The sequence below is a fragment of the Pseudomonas sp. G.S.17 genome, assembly GCF_038096165.1.
Lineage (GTDB): Bacteria > Pseudomonadota > Gammaproteobacteria > Pseudomonadales > Pseudomonadaceae > Aquipseudomonas.
Genome location: NZ_CP151076.1, coordinates 5,791,594 through 5,814,358, shown reverse-complemented (window position 1 = coordinate 5,814,358; position 22,765 = coordinate 5,791,594). Strand labels below are relative to the sequence as shown.

General features: G+C 60.0%; 15 protein-coding genes, 4 pseudogenes and 1 riboswitch. Of the genes and pseudogenes, 9 read left to right on the top strand and 10 right to left on the bottom strand.

The features are described from left to right. Positions 1–18 precede the first annotated feature (18 nt). The 3 genes from gltB to hemE all read left to right on the top strand — a co-directional run bounded on the left by gltB (position 19) and on the right by hemE (position 7,266). Positions 19–4,467: a glutamate synthase large subunit gene (gene gltB, locus AABC73_RS27135; RefSeq protein WP_341521649.1), complete on the top strand. Its 4,449-nt coding sequence runs from the start codon at positions 19–21 to the stop codon at positions 4,465–4,467. Between the two features lie 116 nt (positions 4,468–4,583). Next, a complete protein-coding gene (locus tag AABC73_RS27130) occupies positions 4,584–6,002 on the top strand; it encodes an FAD-dependent oxidoreductase (protein ID WP_065831595.1) in 1,419 nt (472 codons plus the stop codon). A gap of 199 nt (positions 6,003–6,201) precedes the next feature. Next, a complete protein-coding gene (gene hemE, locus AABC73_RS27125) occupies positions 6,202–7,266 on the top strand; it encodes a uroporphyrinogen decarboxylase (RefSeq protein WP_341521648.1) in 1,065 nt (354 codons plus the stop codon). Positions 7,267–7,405: 139 nt separating this feature from the next. Here hemE and AABC73_RS27120 read toward each other — a convergent pair whose 3' ends face one another. Continuing rightward, on the bottom strand, positions 7,406–8,674 hold the full coding sequence (locus AABC73_RS27120) for an MFS transporter (RefSeq protein ID WP_341521647.1): 1,269 nt from the start codon (positions 8,672–8,674) through the stop codon (positions 7,406–7,408). A gap of 117 nt (positions 8,675–8,791) precedes the next feature. Between AABC73_RS27120 and AABC73_RS27115 the strand changes: the two genes are divergently transcribed. After that, complete coding sequence (locus tag AABC73_RS27115) at positions 8,792–9,691, top strand: LysR substrate-binding domain-containing protein (RefSeq protein WP_341521646.1); 900 nt, start codon at positions 8,792–8,794, stop codon at positions 9,689–9,691. Positions 9,692–10,040: 349 nt separating this feature from the next. Here the strand turns inward: AABC73_RS27115 and AABC73_RS27110 are convergent, their stop codons facing one another. From AABC73_RS27110 to ahcY, 4 genes are all read right to left on the bottom strand, one after another. Then, positions 10,041–11,954 carry a DEAD/DEAH box helicase gene (locus tag AABC73_RS27110; RefSeq protein ID WP_331149209.1) on the bottom strand — a complete coding sequence of 638 codons (1,914 nt, stop codon included), beginning with the start codon at positions 11,952–11,954 and terminating at the stop codon, positions 10,041–10,043. A gap of 370 nt (positions 11,955–12,324) precedes the next feature. Beyond that, positions 12,325–13,410, bottom strand: a complete 1,086-nt coding sequence (locus AABC73_RS27105; protein WP_341521645.1) for a hypothetical protein — start codon at positions 13,408–13,410, stop codon at positions 12,325–12,327. Between the two features lie 107 nt (positions 13,411–13,517). Then, positions 13,518–14,363 (bottom strand): methylenetetrahydrofolate reductase [NAD(P)H], encoded by an 846-nt coding sequence (metF, locus tag AABC73_RS27100; protein WP_341521644.1) that lies wholly within the window; start codon positions 14,361–14,363, stop codon positions 13,518–13,520. Between the two features lie 149 nt (positions 14,364–14,512). After that, positions 14,513–15,937 carry an adenosylhomocysteinase gene (gene ahcY, locus AABC73_RS27095; protein ID WP_341521643.1) on the bottom strand — a complete coding sequence of 475 codons (1,425 nt, stop codon included), beginning with the start codon at positions 15,935–15,937 and terminating at the stop codon, positions 14,513–14,515. A gap of 21 nt (positions 15,938–15,958) precedes the next feature. After that, positions 15,959–16,063: riboswitch (S-adenosyl-L-homocysteine riboswitch) on the bottom strand. A 199-nt stretch (positions 16,064–16,262) separates the two neighbouring features. On the opposite strand from ahcY, the gene AABC73_RS27090 reads away from it, so the two are divergent. Then, positions 16,263–16,667, top strand: a complete 405-nt coding sequence (locus AABC73_RS27090) for a hotdog domain-containing protein (RefSeq protein ID WP_341521642.1) — start codon at positions 16,263–16,265, stop codon at positions 16,665–16,667. A gap of 144 nt (positions 16,668–16,811) precedes the next feature. Here the strand turns inward: AABC73_RS27090 and AABC73_RS27085 are convergent. Both AABC73_RS27085 and AABC73_RS27080 read right to left on the bottom strand, forming a co-directional pair. Next, positions 16,812–16,943, bottom strand: a pseudogene (locus tag AABC73_RS27085) (DeoR/GlpR transcriptional regulator); the annotation flags it as partial. A 91-nt stretch (positions 16,944–17,034) separates the two neighbouring features. Next, a complete protein-coding gene (locus AABC73_RS27080; RefSeq protein ID WP_341521641.1) occupies positions 17,035–18,294 on the bottom strand; it encodes a sodium:proton antiporter in 1,260 nt (419 codons plus the stop codon). 270 nt (positions 18,295–18,564) lie between these two features. Here AABC73_RS27080 and AABC73_RS27075 point away from each other — a divergent pair. Beyond that, positions 18,565–18,693, top strand: a pseudogene (locus tag AABC73_RS27075) (response regulator); the annotation flags it as partial. A gap of 5 nt (positions 18,694–18,698) precedes the next feature. On the opposite strand, the pseudogene AABC73_RS27070 reads toward AABC73_RS27075, so the two are convergent. Further along, positions 18,699–19,271: pseudogene (locus AABC73_RS27070) on the bottom strand (TonB-dependent receptor plug domain-containing protein); the annotation flags it as partial. A 129-nt stretch (positions 19,272–19,400) separates the two neighbouring features. Here AABC73_RS27070 and AABC73_RS27065 point away from each other — a divergent pair. From AABC73_RS27065 to AABC73_RS27055, 3 genes and pseudogenes are all read left to right on the top strand, one after another. Next, positions 19,401–19,487: pseudogene (locus AABC73_RS27065) on the top strand (EamA family transporter); the annotation flags it as partial. Between the two features lie 15 nt (positions 19,488–19,502). Further along, the gene (locus AABC73_RS27060) at positions 19,503–19,904 is read left to right on the top strand and encodes an MAPEG family protein (RefSeq protein ID WP_341521640.1); all 402 of its coding nucleotides are present in this window, start codon (positions 19,503–19,505) and stop codon (positions 19,902–19,904) included. Between the two features lie 89 nt (positions 19,905–19,993). Continuing rightward, positions 19,994–20,443 (top strand): cytochrome c, encoded by a 450-nt coding sequence (locus AABC73_RS27055; RefSeq protein WP_341521639.1) that lies wholly within the window; start codon positions 19,994–19,996, stop codon positions 20,441–20,443. Positions 20,444–20,587: 144 nt separating this feature from the next. Here the strand turns inward: AABC73_RS27055 and AABC73_RS27050 are convergent, their stop codons facing one another. Together AABC73_RS27050 and ligB are read right to left on the bottom strand one after the other, a co-directional pair. Beyond that, positions 20,588–20,998, bottom strand: a complete 411-nt coding sequence (locus AABC73_RS27050) for a DUF1090 domain-containing protein (RefSeq protein WP_331149192.1) — start codon at positions 20,996–20,998, stop codon at positions 20,588–20,590. Positions 20,999–21,074: 76 nt separating this feature from the next. Continuing rightward, on the bottom strand, positions 21,075–22,760 hold the full coding sequence (gene ligB, locus AABC73_RS27045) for an NAD-dependent DNA ligase LigB (protein WP_341521638.1): 1,686 nt from the start codon (positions 22,758–22,760) through the stop codon (positions 21,075–21,077). Between the last annotated feature and the right edge of the window lie 5 nt (positions 22,761–22,765).

Here is a 22,765-nt window from a genome sequence, read left to right as displayed (position 1 = left end):
CCTGGTGAGAAAGTGTCTATGAAAGCAGGTCTGTACCATCCAGATGAATTCAAGGATAACTGTGGTTTCGGCCTGATCGCCCATATGCAAGGCGAGCCCAGTCATCACCTGTTGCAGACGGCTATCCAAGCCCTGACCTGCATGACCCACCGTGGTGGGATCAACGCTGACGGCAAGACCGGCGACGGCTGCGGGCTGTTGATTCAGAAGCCAGACGCATTCCTGCGCGCCATTGCCAAAGAGCACTTTGGTAACGAGCTGCCGGGTCAATATTGCGTGGGCATGGTGTTCCTCAATCAGGACGACGCCAGGGCTGATGCCGCCCGCGAAAACATGAATCGCGAAATCCTCGCTGCCGGTCTGACCTTGATCGGCTGGCGTCAGGTGCCGATCGACACCAGCGTGCTGGGTCGTCTGGCTCTGGAGCGGTTGCCGAAAATCGAGCAGGTGTTCATCGGCGGTGAAGGCCTGAGCGATCAGGAAATGGCCATCAAGCTGTTCAGCGCCCGTCGCCGTTCGTCGGTGGCCAACGCTGAAGATACCGATCACTACATCTGCAGCTTTTCCCACAAGACCATCATCTATAAAGGTCTGATGATGCCGCGCGACCTGACGGCATTTTTCCCGGACCTGAGCGACGAGCGCCTGCAAACCGCGATTTGCGTGTTTCACCAGCGTTTCTCGACCAACACCTTGCCGAAATGGCCGTTGGCGCAGCCGTTCCGCTTCCTCGCCCACAACGGCGAGATCAACACGATTACCGGTAACCGCAACTGGGCTCAGGCCCGGCGCACCAAGTTCGCCAACGAACTGATGCCGGACCTCGATGAATTGGGCCCGCTGGTCAACCGCGTCGGCTCCGATTCGTCGAGCATGGACAACATGCTCGAACTGATGGTCACCGGCGGCATCGACCTGTTCCGTGGCGTACGCATGATCATTCCGCCTGCGTGGCAGAACGTCGAGACCATGGACCCCGATCTGCGGGCGTTCTATGAGTACAACTCCATGCACATGGAGCCGTGGGACGGCCCGGCTGGCGTCGTGATGACCGAAGGTCGCCACGCGGTCTGCCTGCTCGACCGTAACGGCCTGCGCCCGGCGCGCTGGGTGACCACCAAGAATGGCTACATCACCCTGGCGTCGGAAATCGGCGTGTGGGATTACAAGCCGGAAGACGTCATCGCCAAGGGCCGTGTCGGTCCAGGTCAGATCTTTGCCGTGGACACCGAAACCGGCCAGATCCTCGACACCGATGCCATCGACAACCGCTTGAAGTCGCGTCATCCGTACAAACAATGGCTGCGCAAGAACGCTTTGCGTATCCAGGCGACCATCGAAGACAACGACCATGGTTCGGCTTTCTACAATGCCGACCAGCTCAAGCAGTACATGAAGATGTACCAGGTCACTTTCGAAGAGCGCGACCAGGTATTGCGTCCGCTGGGCGAACAAGGCCAGGAAGCAGTCGGCTCCATGGGCGATGACACGCCGATGGCCGTGCTGTCGCATCGTGTGCGTTCGCCTTACGACTATTTCCGTCAGCAGTTCGCGCAGGTCACCAACCCGCCGATCGACCCGCTGCGTGAAGCCATCGTCATGTCCCTGGAAATCTGCCTCGGTGCCGAGCGCAACATTTTCCAGGAATCGCCAGAGCACGCTTCCCGCGTGATCCTCAGCTCGCCGGTCATTTCCCCGGCCAAGTGGCGTTCGCTGATGACCCTGGAGCGTCCGGGCTTCGAGCGGCAGATCATCGACCTCAACTACGACGAACACATCGGCCTCGAAGCAGCGGTGCGCAACATCGCCGATCAGGCTGAAGAAGCCGTGCGCGCCGGTCGGACCCAGATCGTCCTGACCGACCGTCATATCGCGCCGGGCAAGTTGCCGGCTCACGCTTCGCTGGCTGTAGGCGCTGTGCATCACCGCCTGACTGAAAAAGGCCTGCGCTGCGACAGCAATATCCTGGTTGAAACCGCAACGGCCCGCGATCCGCACCATTTCGCGGTGTTGATCGGTTTCGGCGCGTCGGCCGTCTATCCGTTCCTGGCCTACGAAGTGCTGGGCGACCTGATCCGTACTGGTGAAGTGCTGGGCGACCTCTACGAGGTGTTCAAGAACTACCGCAAAGGCATCACCAAAGGTCTGCTCAAGATCCTGTCGAAGATGGGTATTTCGACCATCACGTCGTACCGTGGCGCACAACTGTTCGAAGCCATCGGTCTGTCCGAAGCGGTCTGCGACCTGAGTTTCCGTGGCGTACCAAGCCGCATCAAGGGCGCACGTTTCGTCGATCTGGAAGCCGAGCAGAAAGCCCTGGCCGCCGAAGCCTGGAGCCCGCGCAAGCCGATCCAGCAAGGCGGCCTGCTCAAGTTCGTGTTCGGCGGCGAATACCACGCCTACAACCCGGACGTGGTCAGCACCCTGCAAGCTGCCGTGCAACAAGGCGACTACAGCAAGTTCAAGGAATACACCGCGCTGGTGGATAACCGTCCGGTTTCGATGATTCGCGACCTGTTCAAGGTCAAGACCCTCGAAACACCGATGTCCATCGACGAAGTGGAACCGCTGAGCGAAATCCTCAAGCGCTTCGACTCGGCAGGTATTTCCCTGGGCGCGCTGTCGCCAGAAGCTCACGAAGCGCTGGCCGAAGCCATGAACCGCTTGGGCGCGCGCTCGAACTCCGGTGAAGGCGGCGAAGATCCAGCCCGTTACGGCACGATTCGCAGCTCCAAGATCAAACAGATCGCCACCGGCCGCTTTGGCGTTACGCCTGAGTATCTGGTCAACGCCGATGTGTTGCAGATCAAGGTTGCGCAAGGCGCCAAGCCGGGTGAAGGCGGGCAACTGCCGGGCGGTAAAGTGAACGGTCTGATCGCCAAGCTGCGTTATGCAGTGCCGGGCGTGACGCTGATTTCGCCGCCGCCGCACCACGACATCTATTCCATCGAAGACTTGTCGCAGCTGATTTTCGACCTCAAGCAGGTCAACCCCGCTGCGCTGGTTTCGGTCAAGCTGGTGGCAGAAGCCGGCGTCGGGACGATTGCTGCGGGTGTGGCCAAGGCGTATGCCGACCTGATCACCATTTCCGGTTATGACGGCGGTACCGGCGCATCGCCGCTGTCGTCGATCAAATACGCGGGCGCACCGTGGGAACTCGGCCTGGCCGAAACCCACCAGACCCTGCGCGGCAACGACCTGCGCGGCAAGGTTCGGGTCCAGACTGACGGCGGCCTGAAAACCGGCCTCGACGTGATCAAGGCGGCCATTCTCGGCGCCGAGAGCTTCGGTTTCGGTACTGCGCCAATGATCGCCCTGGGCTGCAAATACCTGCGGATCTGCCACCTAAACAACTGCGCCACCGGTGTTGCGACCCAGAACGAGAAGCTGCGCAAGGATCACTACATCGGCACCGTCGACATGGTGATCAACTTCTTCACCTACGTGGCCGAAGAAACCCGCGAATGGCTGGCCAAACTGGGCGTGCGTTCCCTGGAAGAGCTGATTGGGCGTACCGATCTGCTCGACATCCTGCCGGGCGAAACCGCCAAGCAGCAGCACCTGGACCTGACGCCGCTGTTGGGCAGCGATCACATTCCGGCTGACAAGCCGCAATTCAGCCTCGTGGAGCGCAATCCGCCGTTCGACAAAGGTCTGATGGCCGAGCGCATGGTGGAGCTGGCCAAACCGGCCATCGAAAGCATGAGCGGCGGCGAGTACGCCATGGACATCTGCAACTGCGACCGGTCCATCGGCGCGCGGATCTCCGGCGAAATCGCCAAGCTGCACGGCAACCAGGGCATGAACAAGGCACCGATCACGTTCCGCTTCAAGGGCACGGCCGGGCAGAGCTTTGGCGTGTGGAACGCAGGTGGCCTGAACATGTATCTGGAAGGCGACGCCAACGACTACGTCGGCAAAGGCATGACCGCTGGCAAACTGGTCATCGTTCCGCCCAAAGGCAGCCCGTTCAAGACTCAGGACAGCGCCATCATCGGCAACACCTGCCTCTACGGCGCTACCGGCGGCAAGCTGTTCGCGGCCGGTACGGCGGGCGAGCGCTTCGCAGTGCGTAACTCCGGCGCCCACACCATCGTGGAAGGCACCGGCGATCACTGCTGCGAATACATGACCGGGGGCTTTGTCTGCGTATTGGGCAAGACTGGCTACAACTTCGGCTCCGGCATGACCGGTGGTTTCGCCTACGTGCTGGACCTGGACAACACCTTCGTTGACCGGGTCAACCACGAACTGGTGGAAATCCAGCGCATCAGCGGCGAGTCGATGGAAGCCTATCGCAGCCACCTGGAGCGAGTTCTGGCCGAGTATGTCGAGGAAACCGACAGCGAGTGGGGCCGTAACGTCTGGGAAAACCTCGACGATTACCTGCGCCGCTTCTGGATGGTCAAGCCCAAGGCTGCGACGCTCAAATCGTTGCTCTCCAGCACCCGCGCGAACCCGCAATAAAAGCAGCCACGAGTTGCAAGCTTTCAGCGACAAGCTTGCAACTCCGTGGGGTGAACAGAATTTGATTTCTTGCAGCTTGAAGCGTGTCGCTTGAAGCTGCTGCGAAGAGGCTCCAAATGGCTGAACGTCTAAGTAACGACTTTCAATTCCTCGATGTCGGGCGCAAAGATCCGAAGAAGAAACTGTTGCGGCAGCGCAAGAAAGAGTTCGTGGAAATCTACGAACCCTTCAAACCCCAGCAGTCCGCCGATCAGGCCCACCGTTGCCTGGGTTGCGGTAACCCGTACTGCGAGTGGAAGTGCCCGGTACACAACTTCATTCCCAACTGGCTCAAGCTGGTTGCCGAAGGCAATATCCTGGCCGCCGCCGAGCTGTCGCACCAGACCAACACCTTGCCGGAAGTCTGCGGCCGGGTGTGTCCGCAGGATCGTCTGTGTGAAGGTGCCTGCACCCTGAACGACGGTTTCGGCGCGGTGACCATCGGTTCGGTGGAGAAATACATCACCGACACGGCGTTCGCCATGGGCTGGCGTCCAGACATGTCCAAAGTCGTGCGCAACGGCAAGCGCGTTGCCATTATCGGTGCCGGTCCTGCGGGCCTGGGTTGCGCCGATGTATTGGTGCGTGGCGGCGTGACGCCGGTGGTTTTCGACAAGAACCCGGAAATCGGTGGTCTGCTGACCTTCGGTATTCCCGAGTTCAAGCTGGAAAAAACCGTGCTGAGCCATCGTCGTGAAGTGTTCACCGGCATGGGTATCGAGTTCCGCCTCAATACCGAAGTCGGCAAGGACGTCACCATCGATCAGCTGCTCGAAGAATACGATGCGGTGTTCATGGGCATGGGCACTTACACCTACATGAAGGGCGGTTTTGCCGGTGAAGACCTGCCGGGTGTGCACGACGCACTCGACTTCCTCATCGCCAACGTCAATCGCAATCTGGGCTTCGAAAAGTCGCCGGAAGATTTCGTCGACATGAAGGGCAAGAAGATTGTGGTGCTCGGCGGTGGTGACACGGCCATGGACTGCAACCGGACTTCGATCCGCCAGGGCGCCAAGTCGGTGACCTGCGCTTATCGTCGCGACGAAGCCAACATGCCTGGCTCGCGCAAGGAAGTGAAGAACGCCAAGGAAGAGGGCGTGAAGTTCCTCTACAACCGCCAGCCAATCGCCATCGTCGGTGAAGACCGGGTCGAAGGCGTGAAAGTTGTCGAGACCCGTCTTGGCGAGCCTGATGCGCGCGGCCGTCGCAGCCCTGAACCAATTCCGGGTTCCGAAGAGATTATCCCGGCTGACGCCGTGGTCATCGCGTTCGGCTTCCGCCCAAGCCCGGCGCCATGGTTCGAGCAGTTCAGCATCCAGACCGACAGCCAGGGCCGCGTCATCGCCCCGGAACAGGCGCAATTCAAGCACCAGACCAGCAACCCGAAAATCTTCGCCGGTGGCGACATGGTGCGCGGCTCCGATCTGGTCGTGACCGCAATCTTCGAAGGCCGCAATGCGGCGGAAGGGATTCTGGATTATCTGGGCGTTTAACGACGCCCTGTTGGACCGGCTTTAGCCGGGAGGGCGGCATTTCTGACGCAGAAGATGCATTGGATGTACCGACCTCTTCCCGGCTAAAGCCGGTCCTACGATGCGACAAATCGCCACGATAGATAAAAGGCACGGCTCTTGCCGTGCCTTTTGCGTCTGTGTCTGAGAAAATGCCCGCACTTTTTTTGCGGATGCCGACATGACTGCCTTGAAGAACGACCGTTTCCTTCGTGCCCTGCTCAAGCAACCCGTAGATGTGACCCCTGTCTGGATGATGCGCCAGGCCGGCCGCTACTTGCCTGAATACCGCGCCAGCCGCGCCAAAGCCGGCGATTTCATGAGCTTGTGCATGAATCCGGAGTTCGCTTGCGAAGTCACGCTGCAACCGCTGGATCGCTATCCGCTGGATGCCGCGATTCTGTTTTCCGACATCCTGACCATCCCTGATGCCATGGGGTTGGGACTGTATTTCGAGACCGGCGAAGGTCCGCGCTTCAAGAAAACCGTCAATACCCTGGCTGAAATCGAAGCCTTGCCGATCCCGGACCCGCAAAAAGACCTCGGCTATGTGATGGATGCTGTCAGCACCATCCGCCGCGAGCTTAACGGTCGCGTACCTTTGATCGGTTTTTCCGGCAGCCCGTGGACGCTGGCCACGTACATGGTCGAAGGCGGCTCGTCGAAAGACCATCGCAAGTCCAAAGCCATGCTCTACGAAAATCCCCAGGCCATGCACCTGTTGCTGGACAAGCTGGCGCAGTCGGTGACTTCATACCTCAACGGCCAGATCCTTGCTGGCGCGCAGGCTGTGCAGATTTTCGACAGCTGGGGCGGCAGTCTTTCCGACGCGGCCTATCAGGAATTCTCGCTGGCTTACATGCAGAAGATCGTCAACGGTCTGATCCGCGAGAACGACGGGCGCAAAGTGCCGGTGATCCTGTTCACCAAAGGTGGCGGTCAGTGGCTGGAAAGCATGGCCGATACTGGCGCCGAAGCGCTGGGCCTGGATTGGACCACCAACATCGGTGACGCCCGCCGTCGCGTGGGTGGCAAAGTCGCGCTGCAAGGCAACATGGATCCGTCCGTGCTGTACGCCAGCCCGCAAGCGATTCGTGCCGAAGTGTCACGCATCCTCGAAAGCTACGGCAGCGGCAACGGTCACGTTTTCAATCTTGGCCACGGCATCACCCCGGAAGTCGACCCGGCCCGCGCTGGCGCGTTCATCGAAGCGGTGCATGAGCTGTCGGCGCAGTATCACGGCTGATTGTTCCAGACAGGTGGGAGCGAGCTTGCTCGCGAAGGCAATATTTCAGGCGCCGCGAATGCGCTGGAAGTAACTGCTCCTTCGCGAGCAAGCTCGCTCCCACACAGTCTGCACAGGCCATTTTTTGCCGAAGACCACCTTAAATCTGCGCTCTCACCACCAACGGCGGCAACTTGGCCAGGCGCAATGCCACGGCCAGGGCCACCAGCAGCAGCGCGCCGATGAACAGGCCGATGCCGTTCCAGCCTGCGTAATGCCAGAACACGCCCCCGCCGGTCCCGGCGACGCTCGATCCTACGTAATAACTGAACAGATACAGCGATGATGCCTGCCCCTTGGCGGTGATCGCGCGGCGGCCGATCCAGCTGCTGGCCACCGAATGCGCGCCGAAGAAGCCGAATGTGAACAGCAACACGCCGACAATTACCACCGGCAGCGGGGTGAACATGGTCAGGCTGACGCCGACCAGCATCATCACGATCACCGCCCATAACACTCGGCGACGGCCCAGCTTGTCGGCCAGTGAACCGATTTTCGCCGAGCTGTAGATCCCCGACAGGTATACCACCGAAAACAGCCCGACCACCGCCTGGCTCAGATGGTAAGGCTCGGCCAGCAGGCGATAGCCGATGTAGTTGAACATGGTCACGAAGCTGCCCATCAGCAGGAACGCCTCAATAAACAGCAGCGGCAGGCCGGCGTCGCGGAACTGCACGACGAAGCCTTCCAGCAGGCTGCGCGGATGCAGCGAGCGGGCGCGGAAATTGCGCGATTCCGGAAGGATCCTCCAGAACACCGCCGCCGCAATCAACGCCAGTCCGCCAACCACCATGATCGCTGCGTGCCAGCTGACGTAATCGATCAGCACACCGGTAATCACTCGACCGCTCATGCCGCCGATGGCGTTGCCGCCGATATACAGGCCCATCGCCAGGCCAATGTGATTGGGGTGAATCTCTTCGCTGAGGTAGGTCATGGCCACCGCTGCCAGCCCGCTCAGGGACAAACCCACCAGTGCCCGGGTAATCAGCACGTCTTCCCAGCTCGGCACCATGCCGCTGGCCAGGGTGAAGATCGCTGCGGAAAACAGCGACAACACCATCACCGGCTTGCGCCCGAGTCGGTCGGAAATCGGCCCGGTGATCAGCAGGCCAAGGGCGAGCATCGCCGTGGAAACCGAGAGAATCAGGCTGCTCTGCGCGGCATTGATGGAAAACTCGCGGGACAACACCGGCATCATCGGTTGCACGCAGTACAGCAGCGCGAAGGTCGCGAACCCGCCGGAGAATAAGGCCAACACTGTGCGCATGAACATCGGCGTGTCTTTTTCGATGTAGGTGTTGCCCAGCGGAACAGCCGCTTGGATAGGCGTGGACGCAGTGTCGGATGGGGCAACAGCAGGATTCACAATGGACCTCGGGGACGATTGGGCAGGCGATGATGAAAAAGAATATAGCCCGCTAATGATTCTTTCCAATATATTGTTCGACCTGTTTGATATCTAAAACGACCTAATGGAAGGCTCATGGAATTACGCCATTTGCGCTACTTCATCGCCGTCGCCGAAGAGCTGCACTTCGGTCGCGCCGCGCAATTGCTGGGAATCTCGCAACCGCCGTTGAGCCAGCAGATTCAAGCGCTGGAGCAGGAACTGGGCGCGCGATTGTTCGACCGCACCAACCGGCGCGTTGAACTCAGTGAAGCGGGGCGGCTGTTCCTTGATGAGGCGCGTCTAGTGCTGGCGCAGGTGGACAAGGCCGCCGACGTGGCGCGGCGTGCGCAACTGGGCGAGCTGGGTGAACTGAAGATCGGTTTTACGGCTTCGGCACCGTTCACGTCGAGCATCCCGCAGGCGATCTTTGCTTTTCGCCAGGCCTTCCCGGCGGTGCATCTGGCATTGCAGGAAATGAGCAGCAAGGAAGTGGCGGCCGGGCTTGAGGATCAGTCCATGCAGGTCGGCATCATGCGTCCGCTGCCGTTGCCCGAATCGCTGATTGCCGTCGAGCTGCTGCATGAGCCCTTGGTGGCAATCATTCGCGCCGATCATCGTTTGGCCCAGGGCAGCGAAAACGGCCTGCATCTGGCGGAGCTGGCCGCCGAACCTTTTGTGTTCTTCCCGCGTTCCTATGGCAGCGGTTTATACGCCCAACTGCTTGATCTGGCGCGCGCCGCAGGTTTCAGCCCGCTGATCACCCAGGAAGCGGGCGAAGCCATGACCATCATCGGCCTGGTTGCCGCAGGTCTGGGCGTCACTGTGCTACCGGCCTCCTACCGCCGCATGCGCATCGATGGCGTGGTCTATCGAACCCTGCTCGACCCTGCCGCCACCAGCGCGGTGTGGCTGGTGCAACGCAAAGACCAGCAATCGCCCATGGCCAAGGCGTTTGTGGAGCTGGTGACGCGCAACGCGGGGAATTCACTGTAGGAGGGACTTGCCCCCGAGGCGTCAGCTCAGGCGGCGATAACGTCTGGATTATCTCCTTACCCGGCCAATCGCCTTCGGGGACGAGTCCCCTCCTACCGATTTCGCTGTCTGAGGGATCGTGTCGAGCAGCACACATAGAGCCCACTGTAGGAGGGGACTTGTCCCCGAGACGTCAGCTCAGTCGGCGATAACGTCTGGATTATCTCTTTACCCGGCCAATCGCTTTCGGGGACGAGTCCCCTCCTACCGATTTCGCTGTCTGAGGAATCGTGTGTCGAGCAGCGTCGCGCCAACGAAAAACGCCCCGAACTGAAACCAGTCCGGGGCGTTTTTTTGCTGCCTGCTTTGCTTAACCTTCGCGGTTGCGCGTCAGCAAGGCCGGTTTTTCACCGCGTGGGCGGCTTGGCAGTTGATCGAGCTGTTCAGCGGACGGGAACCGGTCGCTTTTCGACTCTTTGTGCATGATCTTTGGTGCTGGCTGGCCATCGCGAGGGCCTGTGACTGCAGGTTCCTGGCGAGCTGGCTGATCATCACGAGCCGGACGGCGATTGCGGGGTTGCTCCTCGCGACGGGCCTGGCCGTCACGGGGTGCGCCACTGCGTGGGCCGTTGCGCTTGGCCGGCGGCGTGCCGGTGGTTGCGCCAGCGCCGGTACGCGGGCCACTTGGGCGCGGGCCACGTGCGGCAGGTGCTGCGCCGGGTGTAGTTGCAGCCGGAGCGGATGCCGGAGCACCAGGACGACGACCGCGACCCTGGTTTTTGCCCTGATACGGACTGACGTAGTCAGCACGGTTGCCGAAGTTATCCACTTCGTCGTCCAGGAACTCATCCGGAGCGCGATTGGCTGACTGCGGCTGCGCTGCGCGGGGCGTGGACGGCTGACGCTGTTCACGGGCCGGACCTGCTTCGCGAGGCTTTTGCTCACGGGCCGGACGCGCCGGACGTTCGCCGGTAGTAGCCGTTGCCGACTTTTCCTTGCCCTTGTCCTTGCCTTTATCCTTGCGACCGCCGCCACCGCCACCACCGTTCGGGCCATCACCACGCGGACCGCGCGGATTGCGTGGATTACGCACGTCCGGACGCTCGCGAACTTCAGGCTTCTCGGCTTCGACTGCAGTGATGTCAAAACCCATCAAGTCGCCATCAGCAAGCTTCTGCTTGGTCATGCGCTCGATGCTTTTCAGCAGTTTTTCTTCGTCCGGGGCGACCAGCGAAATCGCTTCGCCGCTGCGGCCCGCACGGCCAGTCCGGCCGATACGGTGCACGTAGTCTTCGTCGACGTTAGGCAGCTCGAAGTTGACCACATGCGGCAACTGGTCGATATCCAGGCCGCGCGCGGCGATATCGGTAGCAACCATGATGCGAACGTCACCAGCCTTGAAGTCGGCCAGGGCTTTGGTCCGGGCGTTCTGGCTCTTGTTACCGTGGATTGCCACAGCGCTGAGGCCGTGTTTGTCCAGGTATTCGGCCAGACGGTTGGCGCCGTGCTTGGTGCGAGTAAAGACCAGAACCTGTTCCCAGGCGCCAGCGGTAATCAAGTGCGCCAGCAGCGAACGCTTGTGGTTCGAGGCCAGACGGAACACCCGTTGCTCGATACGCTCGACCGTGGTGTTCGGCGGCGTGACTTCGATGCGCTCGGGGTTGTGCAGCAGCTTGCCGGCCAAAGCCGTGATGTCGTTGGAGAACGTTGCCGAGAACAGCAGGTTCTGACGCTTGGCAGGCAGGCGCGCGAGGACTTTCTTCACGTCGTGGACGAAGCCCATGTCGAGCATCCGGTCGGCTTCATCGAGCACCAGGATTTCAACGTGGGACAGGTCGACGCTGCCTGAACCGGCCAGATCGAGCAGACGGCCAGGGCAGGCCACCAGCACGTCAACGCCTCTGGCCATGGCCTGGATCTGTGGATTGGTGCCGACGCCGCCAAAGATGCAGGCGCTGACGAACTTCAAGTCGCGGGCGTAGACCTTGAAGCTGTCATGCACCTGGGCGGCGAGTTCGCGGGTAGGGGTCAGGACCAGTACGCGCGGTTGGCGCGGGCCGTGACGCTGGGATTTGTCCGGATGACCACCGGGAAACAGCCGCTCCAGAATCGGAAGGGCGAATCCGCCGGTTTTACCAGTACCTGTCTGAGCCGCGACCATCAGGTCACGACCTTGCAACACGGCGGGAATTGCCCGCTGTTGCACCGGAGTAGGCTCGGTGTAGCCCGCTGCCTCGATGGCGCGGACTAAAGCCTCGGAGAGACCGAGGGAAGCAAAGGACATGAGTAATCCTGTTCTGGTTAGAGCTTTAGCTCAAAGGGATGATCTTGCCTGGCGCGAATGGCGGTCCGAATTGAACAGAAGCTGTCTGGGCGCCGATCATGCGGGTTGCCTGATCGGCGCTCGGTGACGTTTCGTTCGAATCCTGGAAGACGCAATCCCGTCCGGTCCTGCTGGTCTTTAGTACATCTCGTGACATGGGCGCGGGAAAAAAGAAGTGCGCTGCTGACGTGATCGAGGTGCCTTCTGCAAGACCGAGCATCCGGGCGTAAGCCTGGCGGGAACGCGGAGTATAACAGAGCTATCGCCCCGCGCCGCGTTCCTGCTGCTCAACGGTGTCAGGGCCGCGTTTCAGCGCAGCCCCACCCAGGAATCAACCGGCTTTGCGTTGCAGTAAATGCTCGTAGATGGCCCGGCGTCGGCGCCCCAGAATCTGCCGCACTACCCAGTGATTGAGCCAGTGTTCCAGCTGATGCGGTTCAAGGGTCTGATTCAGGCGTTGCTCGGCGTTATCCTGGGCTTTTTCCCACCACACCGTTGCGCAGGCGCGGTCGAACTCATTGCTGTGCCGGCAGCAGCCATAGAGGATTTCCCGCACGAACTGCCGCTGATGGGCTGGCACACCCAGGGTTGCGCCCTTGTACAGCATGCGTTGCCAGCTCGGCGGTCGCGGCAGGCGAGTGGTGACCTGCTGGGTGTCGTCCAGCGCTTGTTCGCTTGTCGGATCGTCGCCGTGCTTGCCCAACCAGGCGCGGACCTTGGCCCGAAACAACTGCTTGCGGCTCCAGTAATGGTGGATCAGGTCGGGGCACTGATTGACGTTTTTGCTGCGATACGCCGCCACGCCGAGACAGAACTCTTCAAGGGTGTACGCACCTTTTGCCAGCGGATACAGCTCGTCCATCAGCGCAATCGACTGGTCCAGCAGATCCGCATCCTGGCGTTCCAGGCCGATGACGCCGGAGTTTATGAGCAGCATGTCGTCGTCCGCCAGCCCCCGCGCCTTGAGGATTGGCGCGAGTTTGGTGTACAGCTCGGACTCTTGATACATGCCGTAGCGCAGGTTGAACGCATTACACAGCAACGTGCCGGGTTTGACCCGCTCGAACAGCTCCAGCGGCGAACCGTGGAAGAATGTGTCGGTATCGATCAGCAAGGCGCGCTCGCATTCCTCCAGCACGGTGCGTAACGCGACGTGTTTGGTGCGGAAGTGATAGCCGTGCGGGGCGCTCCAGGCTTTACGGGTCTGTTCGTCCAGCGTACGCACGCGAACCGGCAGATGTTCGTAAGGCTCGGGGTTGTCGCTGAAGACCTGGATGTCGAGGGCTTGATCGGGCGTCTTGCGCATGCCGGCCAAAGCACTGGCGATGCTGAAGACGGCCTCCTGATGATAGGTCGGAGCTCCGAAGACCAGATAGACGAGTTGTGGGGTCGAAGTGAACGTCGTGCGTGAAGTCAAAAATCTACACCGTTATCAGGGCAATGGCAGGTCTTCGGGTGAAGAAAACCTACCGGACGAACGTTGCCCGAATGTGACAGACCCGCTTCTACAAATAAACCCCGCGTTTATCGCGGCAGCTGGAGGTTATTCCAGATGGCAAGGCTAGGATCCGCCTGGTTCAAGGTGTAGAAGTGCAATCCGGGTGCGCCGCCTTGTAACAGCTGCTCACACATCTGCGTGATGACCTGCTCGCCGAACGCCTGAATGCTCTGCACGTCGTCGCCGTAGGCTTCCAGTTGCTTGCGGATCCAGCGTGGGATTTCTGCACCGCAAGCGTCGGAAAAACGCGCCAGCTTGCTGTAGTTGGTGATCGGCATGATGCCCGGCACGATTGGAATGTTCACGCCCAGTTTGCGCACGCGCTCGACGAAGTAGAAATAGCTGTCGGCGTTGAAGAAATACTGGGTGATCGCGCTGTCAGCACCGGCCTGGGCCTTGTGCACGAAGTTCTTGATATCGTCTTCGAAGTTGCGCGCTTGCGGGTGCATTTCCGGGTAAGCGGCGACCTCGATGTGGAAGTGGCTACCGGTTTCTTCACGAATGAATGACACCAGGTCGCTGGCGTAGCGCAGCTCACCGCTGGCCATGCCCATGCCGGACGGCAGGTCACCGCGCAGGGCAACGATGCGCTTGATGCCGGCTTCCTTGTATTGGGTCAGCAGGGCGCGCAGATCGGCCTTGCTGTCGCCAACGCAGGACAAATGCGGGGCCGCAGGAATCTTTACTTCACTCTCCAGCTGCAGCACGGTGTTGATCGTGCGGTCGCGGGTCGAGCCACCGGCACCGTAGGTGCAGGAGAAAAAATCGGGGTTGTAGCTGGCTAGCTGACGAGCAACATTCAGCAGCTTTTCATGGCCAGCATCGGTCTTCGTCGGGAAGAATTCGAAGCTGTAGCGACGGTCGAGGGACATGGACGCCGATCTCATTGTAGGAGCGAACTTGTTCGCGATAAGGTCGGAACGACCTTCAGAATCTTGATCGTGAAACGCGGATATGTGACCGCTTCGCGGTCATTCGCGGGCAAGCCTCGCTCCAACAGAAGCGAGGCCGGCTCGATCAATCAGTAGCGATAAGCGTGCGGCTTGAACGGACCTTCGACGGTCACGCCGATGTAGTCGGCCTGGGTCTTGGTCAGTTGAGTCACAACGCCGCCGAAACCGCGGACCATTTCCAGGGCCACTTCTTCGTCGAGTTTCTTCGGCAGTACTTCAACGGTCAGGCGCTCGGCTTTCTGGGCTGGCGACAGATCGGCGTACTTCTGACCGAACAGGAAGATTTGCGCCAGAACCTGGTTGGCAAACGAACCGTCCATGATGCGGCTCGGGTGACCTGTGGCATTGCCCAGGTTTACCAGACGGCCTTCGGCCAGCAGGATCAGGTAGTCGTCGTTCTGTGGGTCGAACGCGCCAGTGCCGGTACGGTGAATCTTGTGCACCTGCGGCTTCACTTCTTCCCATGCCCAGTTCTTGCGCATGAAAGCCGTGTCGATTTCGTTATCGAAGTGACCGATGTTGCACACTACAGCGCGTTTTTTCAGCGCCTTGAGCATGTTCGAATCGCAAACGTTGACGTTACCGGTGGTGGTCACGATCAGGTCGATCTTGCCCAGCAGCGCTTTGTCGATGCTCGCTTCGCTGCCATCGTTGATGCCGTCGATGAAGGGTGAAACCAGTTCGAAACCGTCCATGCAGGCTTGCATGGCGCAGATCGGATCGACTTCGGAAACCTTGACGATCATGCCTTCCTGACGCAGCGACTGAGACGAACCCTTGCCCACGTCACCGTAGCCAATCACCAAAGCCTGCTTGCCGGACAGCAAGTGGTCGGTGCCGCGCTTGATGGCGTCGTTCAGGCTGTGACGGCAGCCGTATTTGTTGTCGTTCTTGCTCTTGGTCACCGAGTCATTGACGTTGATGGCCGGGATTTTCAGCTCGCCCTTGGCCAGCATGTCCAGCAGGCGGTGAACGCCGGTGGTGGTCTCTTCGGTAACGCCGTGGACGCGGTCCAGGATGGCCGGGTATTTCTTGTGCAGCAGCTCGGTCAGGTCGCCGCCGTCGTCGAGGATCATGTTGGCATCCCAAGGCGCGCCATCTTTCAGGATGGTTTGCTCAAGGCACCACTCGTATTCTTCTTCGGTTTCGCCTTTCCAGGCATAAACCGCGATACCGGCAGCAGCGATGGCCGCAGCAGCCTGGTCTTGAGTGGAGAAAATGTTGCACGACGACCAGCGAACTTCGGCACCCAGGGCAACCAGGGTTTCGATCAGCACGGCAGTCTGAATGGTCATGTGGATGCAGCCGAGGATCTTCGCGCCCTTGAGCGGTTGTTCGCCAGCGTATTTGCGGCGCAGACCCATCAGGGCAGGCATTTCGGATTCAGCGATGATGGTTTCGCGACGGCCCCAGGCAGCCAGGGACATGTCGGCTACTTTGTAGTCGGAAAAATCTGCGGGCGTATTTTCTGTAGGCGTAAGTCCAGCACTCATTGAGACTCTCCATTCGTAGTGTGCGAATGGGCGCCGTTGTGCGTTTAAGGCCCGACGGAACAATCCGGTCGAACAACGCCCCATCCGAGCCTGACAGGAAAACCTGCTGCAGCGCCCCTCGGACAGGTGGCGGGAAAACGGTATCAAGGGAAGATGACCGTTGTGAAGCGGTGGGCATTATAGCCAAGCTGACGACGTAGCCCAAGGCTTTCCATCGAATAAGTGGCGCCGGGTCAATCGATGTCATAGCCCATGGTCAATAGAGCTGAAGCCCAGGGTCTGCCATTATGGACGGCATCAATCGGCACAACGGTCAGGAGTGAGCATGAATTTCCACACCCGCAAGTGGGTTAAACCCGAAGACCTCAATCCAAACGGCACCTTGTTCGGCGGCAGCCTGCTGCGCTGGATCGATGAAGAAGCGGCGATCTACGCCATCGTGCAACTGGGTAACCAGCGTGTGGTGACCAAGTACATTTCCGAGATCAACTTCGTCAGCGCCTCGCGGCAGGGCGACATCATTGAACTGGGCATCACCGCCACCGAGTTCGGCCGTACCTCCATTACCCTGACCTGCGAAGTGCGCAACAAAATCACGCGCAAGAGCATTCTGACGGTGGAAAAGATGGTGTTCGTCAACCTGGGCGAAGACGGCTTGCCCGCACCCCATGGCCGCACCGAGATTCTGTACGTGAAGGATCAGTTCAAGGACGAAGAGGTTAACGAGTGATAAAAAACCGGATGCACGTTGTTGGAAAGAGGCTTACCCGCGAAGGCGTCAGGCCAGTCAATCGAGGTGTCGCCAGGTAAATCGATTCGCGGGCAAGCCTCCACTAGTTGGATCACGGTGAACCTGTGCAGTCTGTGTGTACCAATCGAACATTTCCACCAGCTGATGCACGCTGAGCACCTGCTGCTTGCGCAACTGGCGCAGCATCAACGCCCGGCGCTGGGCGGGAATCATGAGTGCGCCGCCGACAACGGCGGTCTCCTCTTCGCGGGGCATGGGTGCTCCTGAGCATCAATAAAACCGCCAGGGCGGGCTGGCGGTCGTGGCATCTTAGCCAATCGCAAGGGGTATGACTGCAATCGCAGAATCAGTGCCCGGCATTCTGCTCTTGCGGCTGGTCGCGGGTCACGGCCTTGACCAGTTTGCCAATCGTTAAACCCTGCAACAGGATCGACGACAGCACCACGATATACGTGATGCTCAGCAGCAGGTCGCGTTCCGGGCCCAGCGGCAGCGCCAAGGCCAGCGCCACGGAAACCCCGCCGCGCAGACCGCCCCAGGTGAGGATGCGGATCGTGCCTTTGGGCACGGTTTTCCAGCGACGCAACAACATGATCGCGGGCGCCACGGTGACGAAGCGCGACAGCAGAATCGCCACCGCCAGCAGCCCGGCCGCCAGCAAGTGCGACCACGAGAACGGCAACAGCAGCAACTCCATGCCGATCAGCGCGAACAGCAGGGCGTTGAGCATGTCATCGAGCAGTTCCCAGAAACCGTCCATGTAGCGACGGGTCATGTCGTTCATCGCCAGATTGCGGCCCAGATTGCCGATGATCAAACCGGCGACGACCATCGCGATGGGGCCCGACACATGCAGTTCGGTGGACATCGCCGAGCCGCCGATCACCAGTGCCAGGGTCAGCATGACTTCAATCTGGTACTGCTCGATGCTCTTGATCATCAAGTACACGGCGTAACCTATCAGGCCACCGAACAGCACGCCGCCCACCGCTTCGTGAACGAACAGCATGGCGGTTTCGCCGACGGTCGGGGTTTCGCCCAGTTGCGCGATGCCCAGCAATACCGTGAACACCACTACGGCGGTGCCGTCATTGAAAAGCGATTCGCCGACGATGGTGGTTTTCAGCGGCTTGGATGCGTTGGCAGTACGCAGCACGCCCAGCACTGCGATGGGATCGGTAGGAGAAATCAGCGCGCCGAACAACAGGCAATACAGGAAGCTGACGTGCCAGCCGAACCAGCCAAAGATCCAGTACGCCAGCGCACCGATCACGGTCGTGGCGATCAATACGCCAAAGGTCGCCAGCAGGCCGATGGGCCAGCGATAGTGTTTCAGGTCGCCAAGATTGACGTGCAGCGCGCCGGCAAACAGCAGGAACGACAGCATCCAGTTCATCAGCAGATCGCCAAAATCAATCTGGCCGATCAACTGTTGCACGCGGTCTTCCAGACCCGGATAGCCCATGAAACTCAGGCCTTGCAGGATCAGCGAGAACAGCAGCGCGGTGACCATGACGCCAATGGTGGGCGGCAGGCCGATAAATCGAAAATTCACATAAGTGAGCAGCGAGGTGAGGCAGATAAAACCGGCAGCGAGTTCAAGCATCGGTATTCCCGTCATTACGATTCAAAGCGTGCCCGCCTGACGTTGCACGTCAGCAGGCAAAGGTTTGATGGACCTGCGGCGGATGCAGGCACATTGCTTTCCCGGTAAAACCAGTCAGGCATTGACCCCGGCAGGGCGCGGACGTTGCAAAGGATGCCTTCAACAAAGCGATCGGCTATGATCGCCGATGCTAATGGGAATTATCCGCATATGTGATCAGATCTAACTTCAACTTTTCTGCCGCACGCTCCCACCAGTCTCTGAATCAATATGCTCAATCCAACCGCACATCCCGCTCCGCGCGTCCTCATCGTCGATGACCATCGCAAGATCCGTGATCCACTGGCGGTGTATCTGCGGCGGCACGGGTTTGATGTGCGCAAGGCCGAAGATGCGGCGAATGGATCGCTGTGCTGGCGCGCGGAATAATCGTAAGTGACCGCACCGCCCCATTGCGGCGAGACCTTGCGGGTAATCACGTTGATCACGCCGCCAATGGCATCGGAACCGTACAGCGACGACATCGGGCCGCGCACCACTTCGATACGCTCGATGGCCTCGGCTGGCGGAATGCAGCTTTGTTTATAGCCGGCATTGCCGTTCACTCGGGATTTCCGGGCGCTCTGGCGCTTGCCGTCGACCAGAATCAGCGTGTAGTCGGCGGGCATGCCGCGAATGGAAATGTCCGTCTCGTTGGCGCTGCCGTTGACCGTGACACCCTCGACGTCACGCAGCGCGTCGGTCAGGTCGCGGAATGAGCGCTTGCGCAGCTCATCGCCGGTAATGATGGTCACGGAAGCGGGGGCATCTTCCACGTTCTGCTCATAGCCGGATGCGGTGACGGTCACTTCTTCAAGCACGGTGACCGGAGCGGCTGCGCTGTCCTGAGCCTGAACGCTCGCGCTTTGGGCAATCAGGCACGCCAGCGCGAGCTTCGTCATGGCGACCGTGGGCCGCAAACGAAATAGAGAATGCATGGAACTTCCTTACGATTCGGGTTAAACGCGAATCGTAGGGATTCTTATTGGTGAAGATTGGACAAGGTGTGACAGGTTTCAAGGCTGCGCTCCCTGTCTGAAGAAAGCCTGTCGGAGCCTGCGACCTGGATGAGCTATCTTGAAGAACCTTTCTGTCCGCCCCGGCTCTTAGCTTGTGGGCGGTTCTTGCTCGGCATGCTTCTGATGAAGCTCTAACTCTAAGGATTTGTTATGACGGTTGCTTTCTGGTGTGTGTTGATCGCGATTTTCCTGCCGGTCGTGTGCGCAGGTATCGCCAAGTTTTCCAGCGGCAAGTTCAACGCCAGACACAACCACAATCCGCGCAACTTCCTGAATAACCTCGAAGGCTTGCCCGCGCGGGCGCATGCCGCGCAGCTCAACAGTTTCGAGATCCTGCCGGGTTTCATCGCTGCGGTGGTCATTGCGCACATCGCGGGCAACGCGCAGCTGGTGACCATCGACGTGGTTGCGGTGCTGTTCATCACCAGCCGCCTGCTGTACATCATTTTCTATCTGGCTGACTGGGCCGCATTGCGCTCGCTGGCCTGGATCATTGGCATGGGTCTGATTGTCGGGCTGTTCGTGGCTTCGGCGACGCCAATGCCTGCATAACCTGGCGCAGTCACTGCGGCAATACAGCGCTTGGTCTTTGCCGGATGGCCGAGGATACTGGGCGCCGTTTCTCTCGGCTTGTGTTGATCATGACTTTGAAAAGACTGTGCGTTGTAGTGCTGGCCTGCGCGACCTTGAGCGCCTGCGGTGGTGTGGACCCGAATTCACCTTTGGGTCAGCGCAAGGCGATCTTCAAGCAGATGCTCAAGACCAGTGAAGATCTGGGCGGTATGTTGCGTGGTCGCGTGGCATTTGACGAGCAGCGCTTCACCGAGGGAGCGGTCAAGCTCGATAGCTTGTCCCACGAACCCTGGAAACACTTCCCACAGGTCAAAGAAGAAGATCACACCAGTGCCAAGGATGATGTCTGGCAGAAACAGGCACGTTTTCAGGATTTGGCCCGTTCGCTGGAATCAGCCACTGGCGCATTGGTGATCGCCAGCAATGAACGGCCCTTCAAATCCAGCAACCTGACGCCTGCGATGAACAAGGTGGAGGGTGCTTGCGAAGCTTGTCATAAAGAGTTTCGCGATCATTGATAGACGCTGAACTCCGGCTTTCGTGGGAGCGAGCTTGCTCGCGAAGAGGTCAATTCGTCCACCACAGCTTTGTGCTTGAAATGTTTCTTTCGCAAGCAAGCTTGCTCCCACAAAAGCGCATCTTGTTGTGAGAAGTGAGCCGCGTTAATCCTCCGGCTGCACCGTCTCCAGCTCGGTCTGGGCATCCTGTAATTCCTTGCGGGACTCGGCGAGTTTGTCTTTGCGTTTGTTGATCTTTTCCGGATCACCCTTGGTCATCGCCTTGTTCAGGTCGGCCTGACGACGGCTGACTTCGCGCTTGGCATCCAGCACTTTCTGTTCGTGCTGCTTGACCAGTGTGGCCTCGCTGCAGTTGGCGTTCACTTCGCTCAGGGCTTTTTCCAGTCCAGCCTGCTGCTGTTTGTTGCCTTCGGCCTTGGCCTCTTCGAGCTTGGTGCTGATTTCCTGGCTCTTGGCCACACATCCAGAGGCTTGCGGCGGCAGTTCAGCGGCAAAAATCGGCGTGGCGAACAGGCCGAGCAACGCCAACAAGGCCCGAGGTGACAAAAACTTCATATGAACTCCTTCTGAAAAAAATGATGACGGCCGAGGGCGACGATGAAATCCCCGGCGCTGCAGTAATTAGTTAAATCTAAAAGCCTTCGACGCCATAAGCCCGAAGCTGTTCGCTCAGCGCCTGCACTTCTGGGTGCTGAAAAAATGCCACCAGTTGCAGCGCGCGTCCCGGACCTACGCCCGGCTCTGCTTGCCACCGCTCGGCGCTGCGCATCGCCAGCGCCTGCCAGTCAGGCCCCAATTGCGCGTTACCGGCGGGCGGCAGACCGAGAGCCGTAAGCCATGTTGCGAACGGTCGTTGCCGCGCGCTGCGCAGACTGTCGAGCAGTTTAGCGCTGCTGCGCTCGCCGAGGCCGGGAATGTTAACAAGCTGATCACGATCAAGGGCCATCCAGTCGATCAGACCGTTGATCTGACCTGCATTTATCAGTTTGTCCCAGCTGCCGGGACCAACGCCACTCAGGGCCAGGCCTTTTTTGCCGCTGAGCCACGCCAGTCGTGCCCGGAACTGGCTTTCGCAGCCTGCCGTGGGTTGAAAACAACTAAGGCCGTGAAACGCATCGGGATCGGGAATCTTCAGTTCCGCGCGCTCGAGGCTGCGCGAGACGACGCTGTCCAGGCGTGGAATAGTCAGGCCCGCCAGGCTCACCGCGATCTGATCGCCGGGACGAATATCCAGTTCCTGCCAGCGTTGCAGGGAGCCGACGCTGACGCGACTGATCTTGCGGTCATCCAGTTGCACCGGTTTCAGCTCGATCACCGGCGTGATTCGACCGCTTCGACCTATCTTGAAATTGACCTTGCGCACCTCAGCCAGCGCCTGGGCATAAGGATATTTCCAGGCCGCGATCCAATACGGCGCCTTGGCCTGCCAGCGCTGCGCCGGAGGTCGTTCACTCTGGCGGATGACCACGCCGTCGGTAGCGAACGGCAGCGGTTGGCGATACCAGTGATCGCGCCATTGTTGCGCCTGGGCAAAGTTCGCCAGCGGCTCGCTGTACTGCGCGCTGGACTCGAACCCCAACGCTTTAAGGCCTGCCATGCGCTCGGCCATGCCTGCGGGGCCATCTGGCCAGTCCCAGACGAACAGGCCAAGCGCCCCGGCTTCGTCGGCGCTGACGACATTGCGCGCCAACAGCCCGGCCACTTTGCTGCGTGCGTTCAGGCTGCCTTGCGTGGCCTGCACATGATTCTCCAGTCGCCAGTACAACTCGCCTTGCAACACCAGGGTTTCTTCCCATGGCAAATACGCGGGAATCGCCGGAATCAGTCGCCCATGAGCCGTCCAGTCCTGGCCGCGAACGCCATCGCCGCGACTGATCACCCGCGCCAGCACGCCTCGCTCATACACCAGCGTCACCGCCACGCCGTCGACCTTCGGCTGAATCCACAGATCGCTGCGCCCGTTGAGCCAGGCGCGCACGGCGTTTTCGTCCGCCAGTTTATTCAGGCCGGTATGCGGGATCGGATGGAGGATCGGACCGCTGGCGGTCTTGAGCGGGCTGGCGTCGAGTGGTGCCGGTTGCGCAAAACAAGTTCGCAAGAAGCCCAGGCGCTGGCGGGACTGGTCGTACAGCTCATCCTTGATCAGCGCAACGCCCTGGCGGTGGTAACTGTCGTCCCATCGCTCGATCTGGCCTTGCAGGTCGATGATCTGGCTTCGCGCCTTGGCGGGTGTCCAGTCGGGGCATTTGATCGCTTGGGCGTTGACGGCGAACAGGGCAAAAAACACGCAAATGGCGGCACGCAGGAAGGGCAGCATCGAAG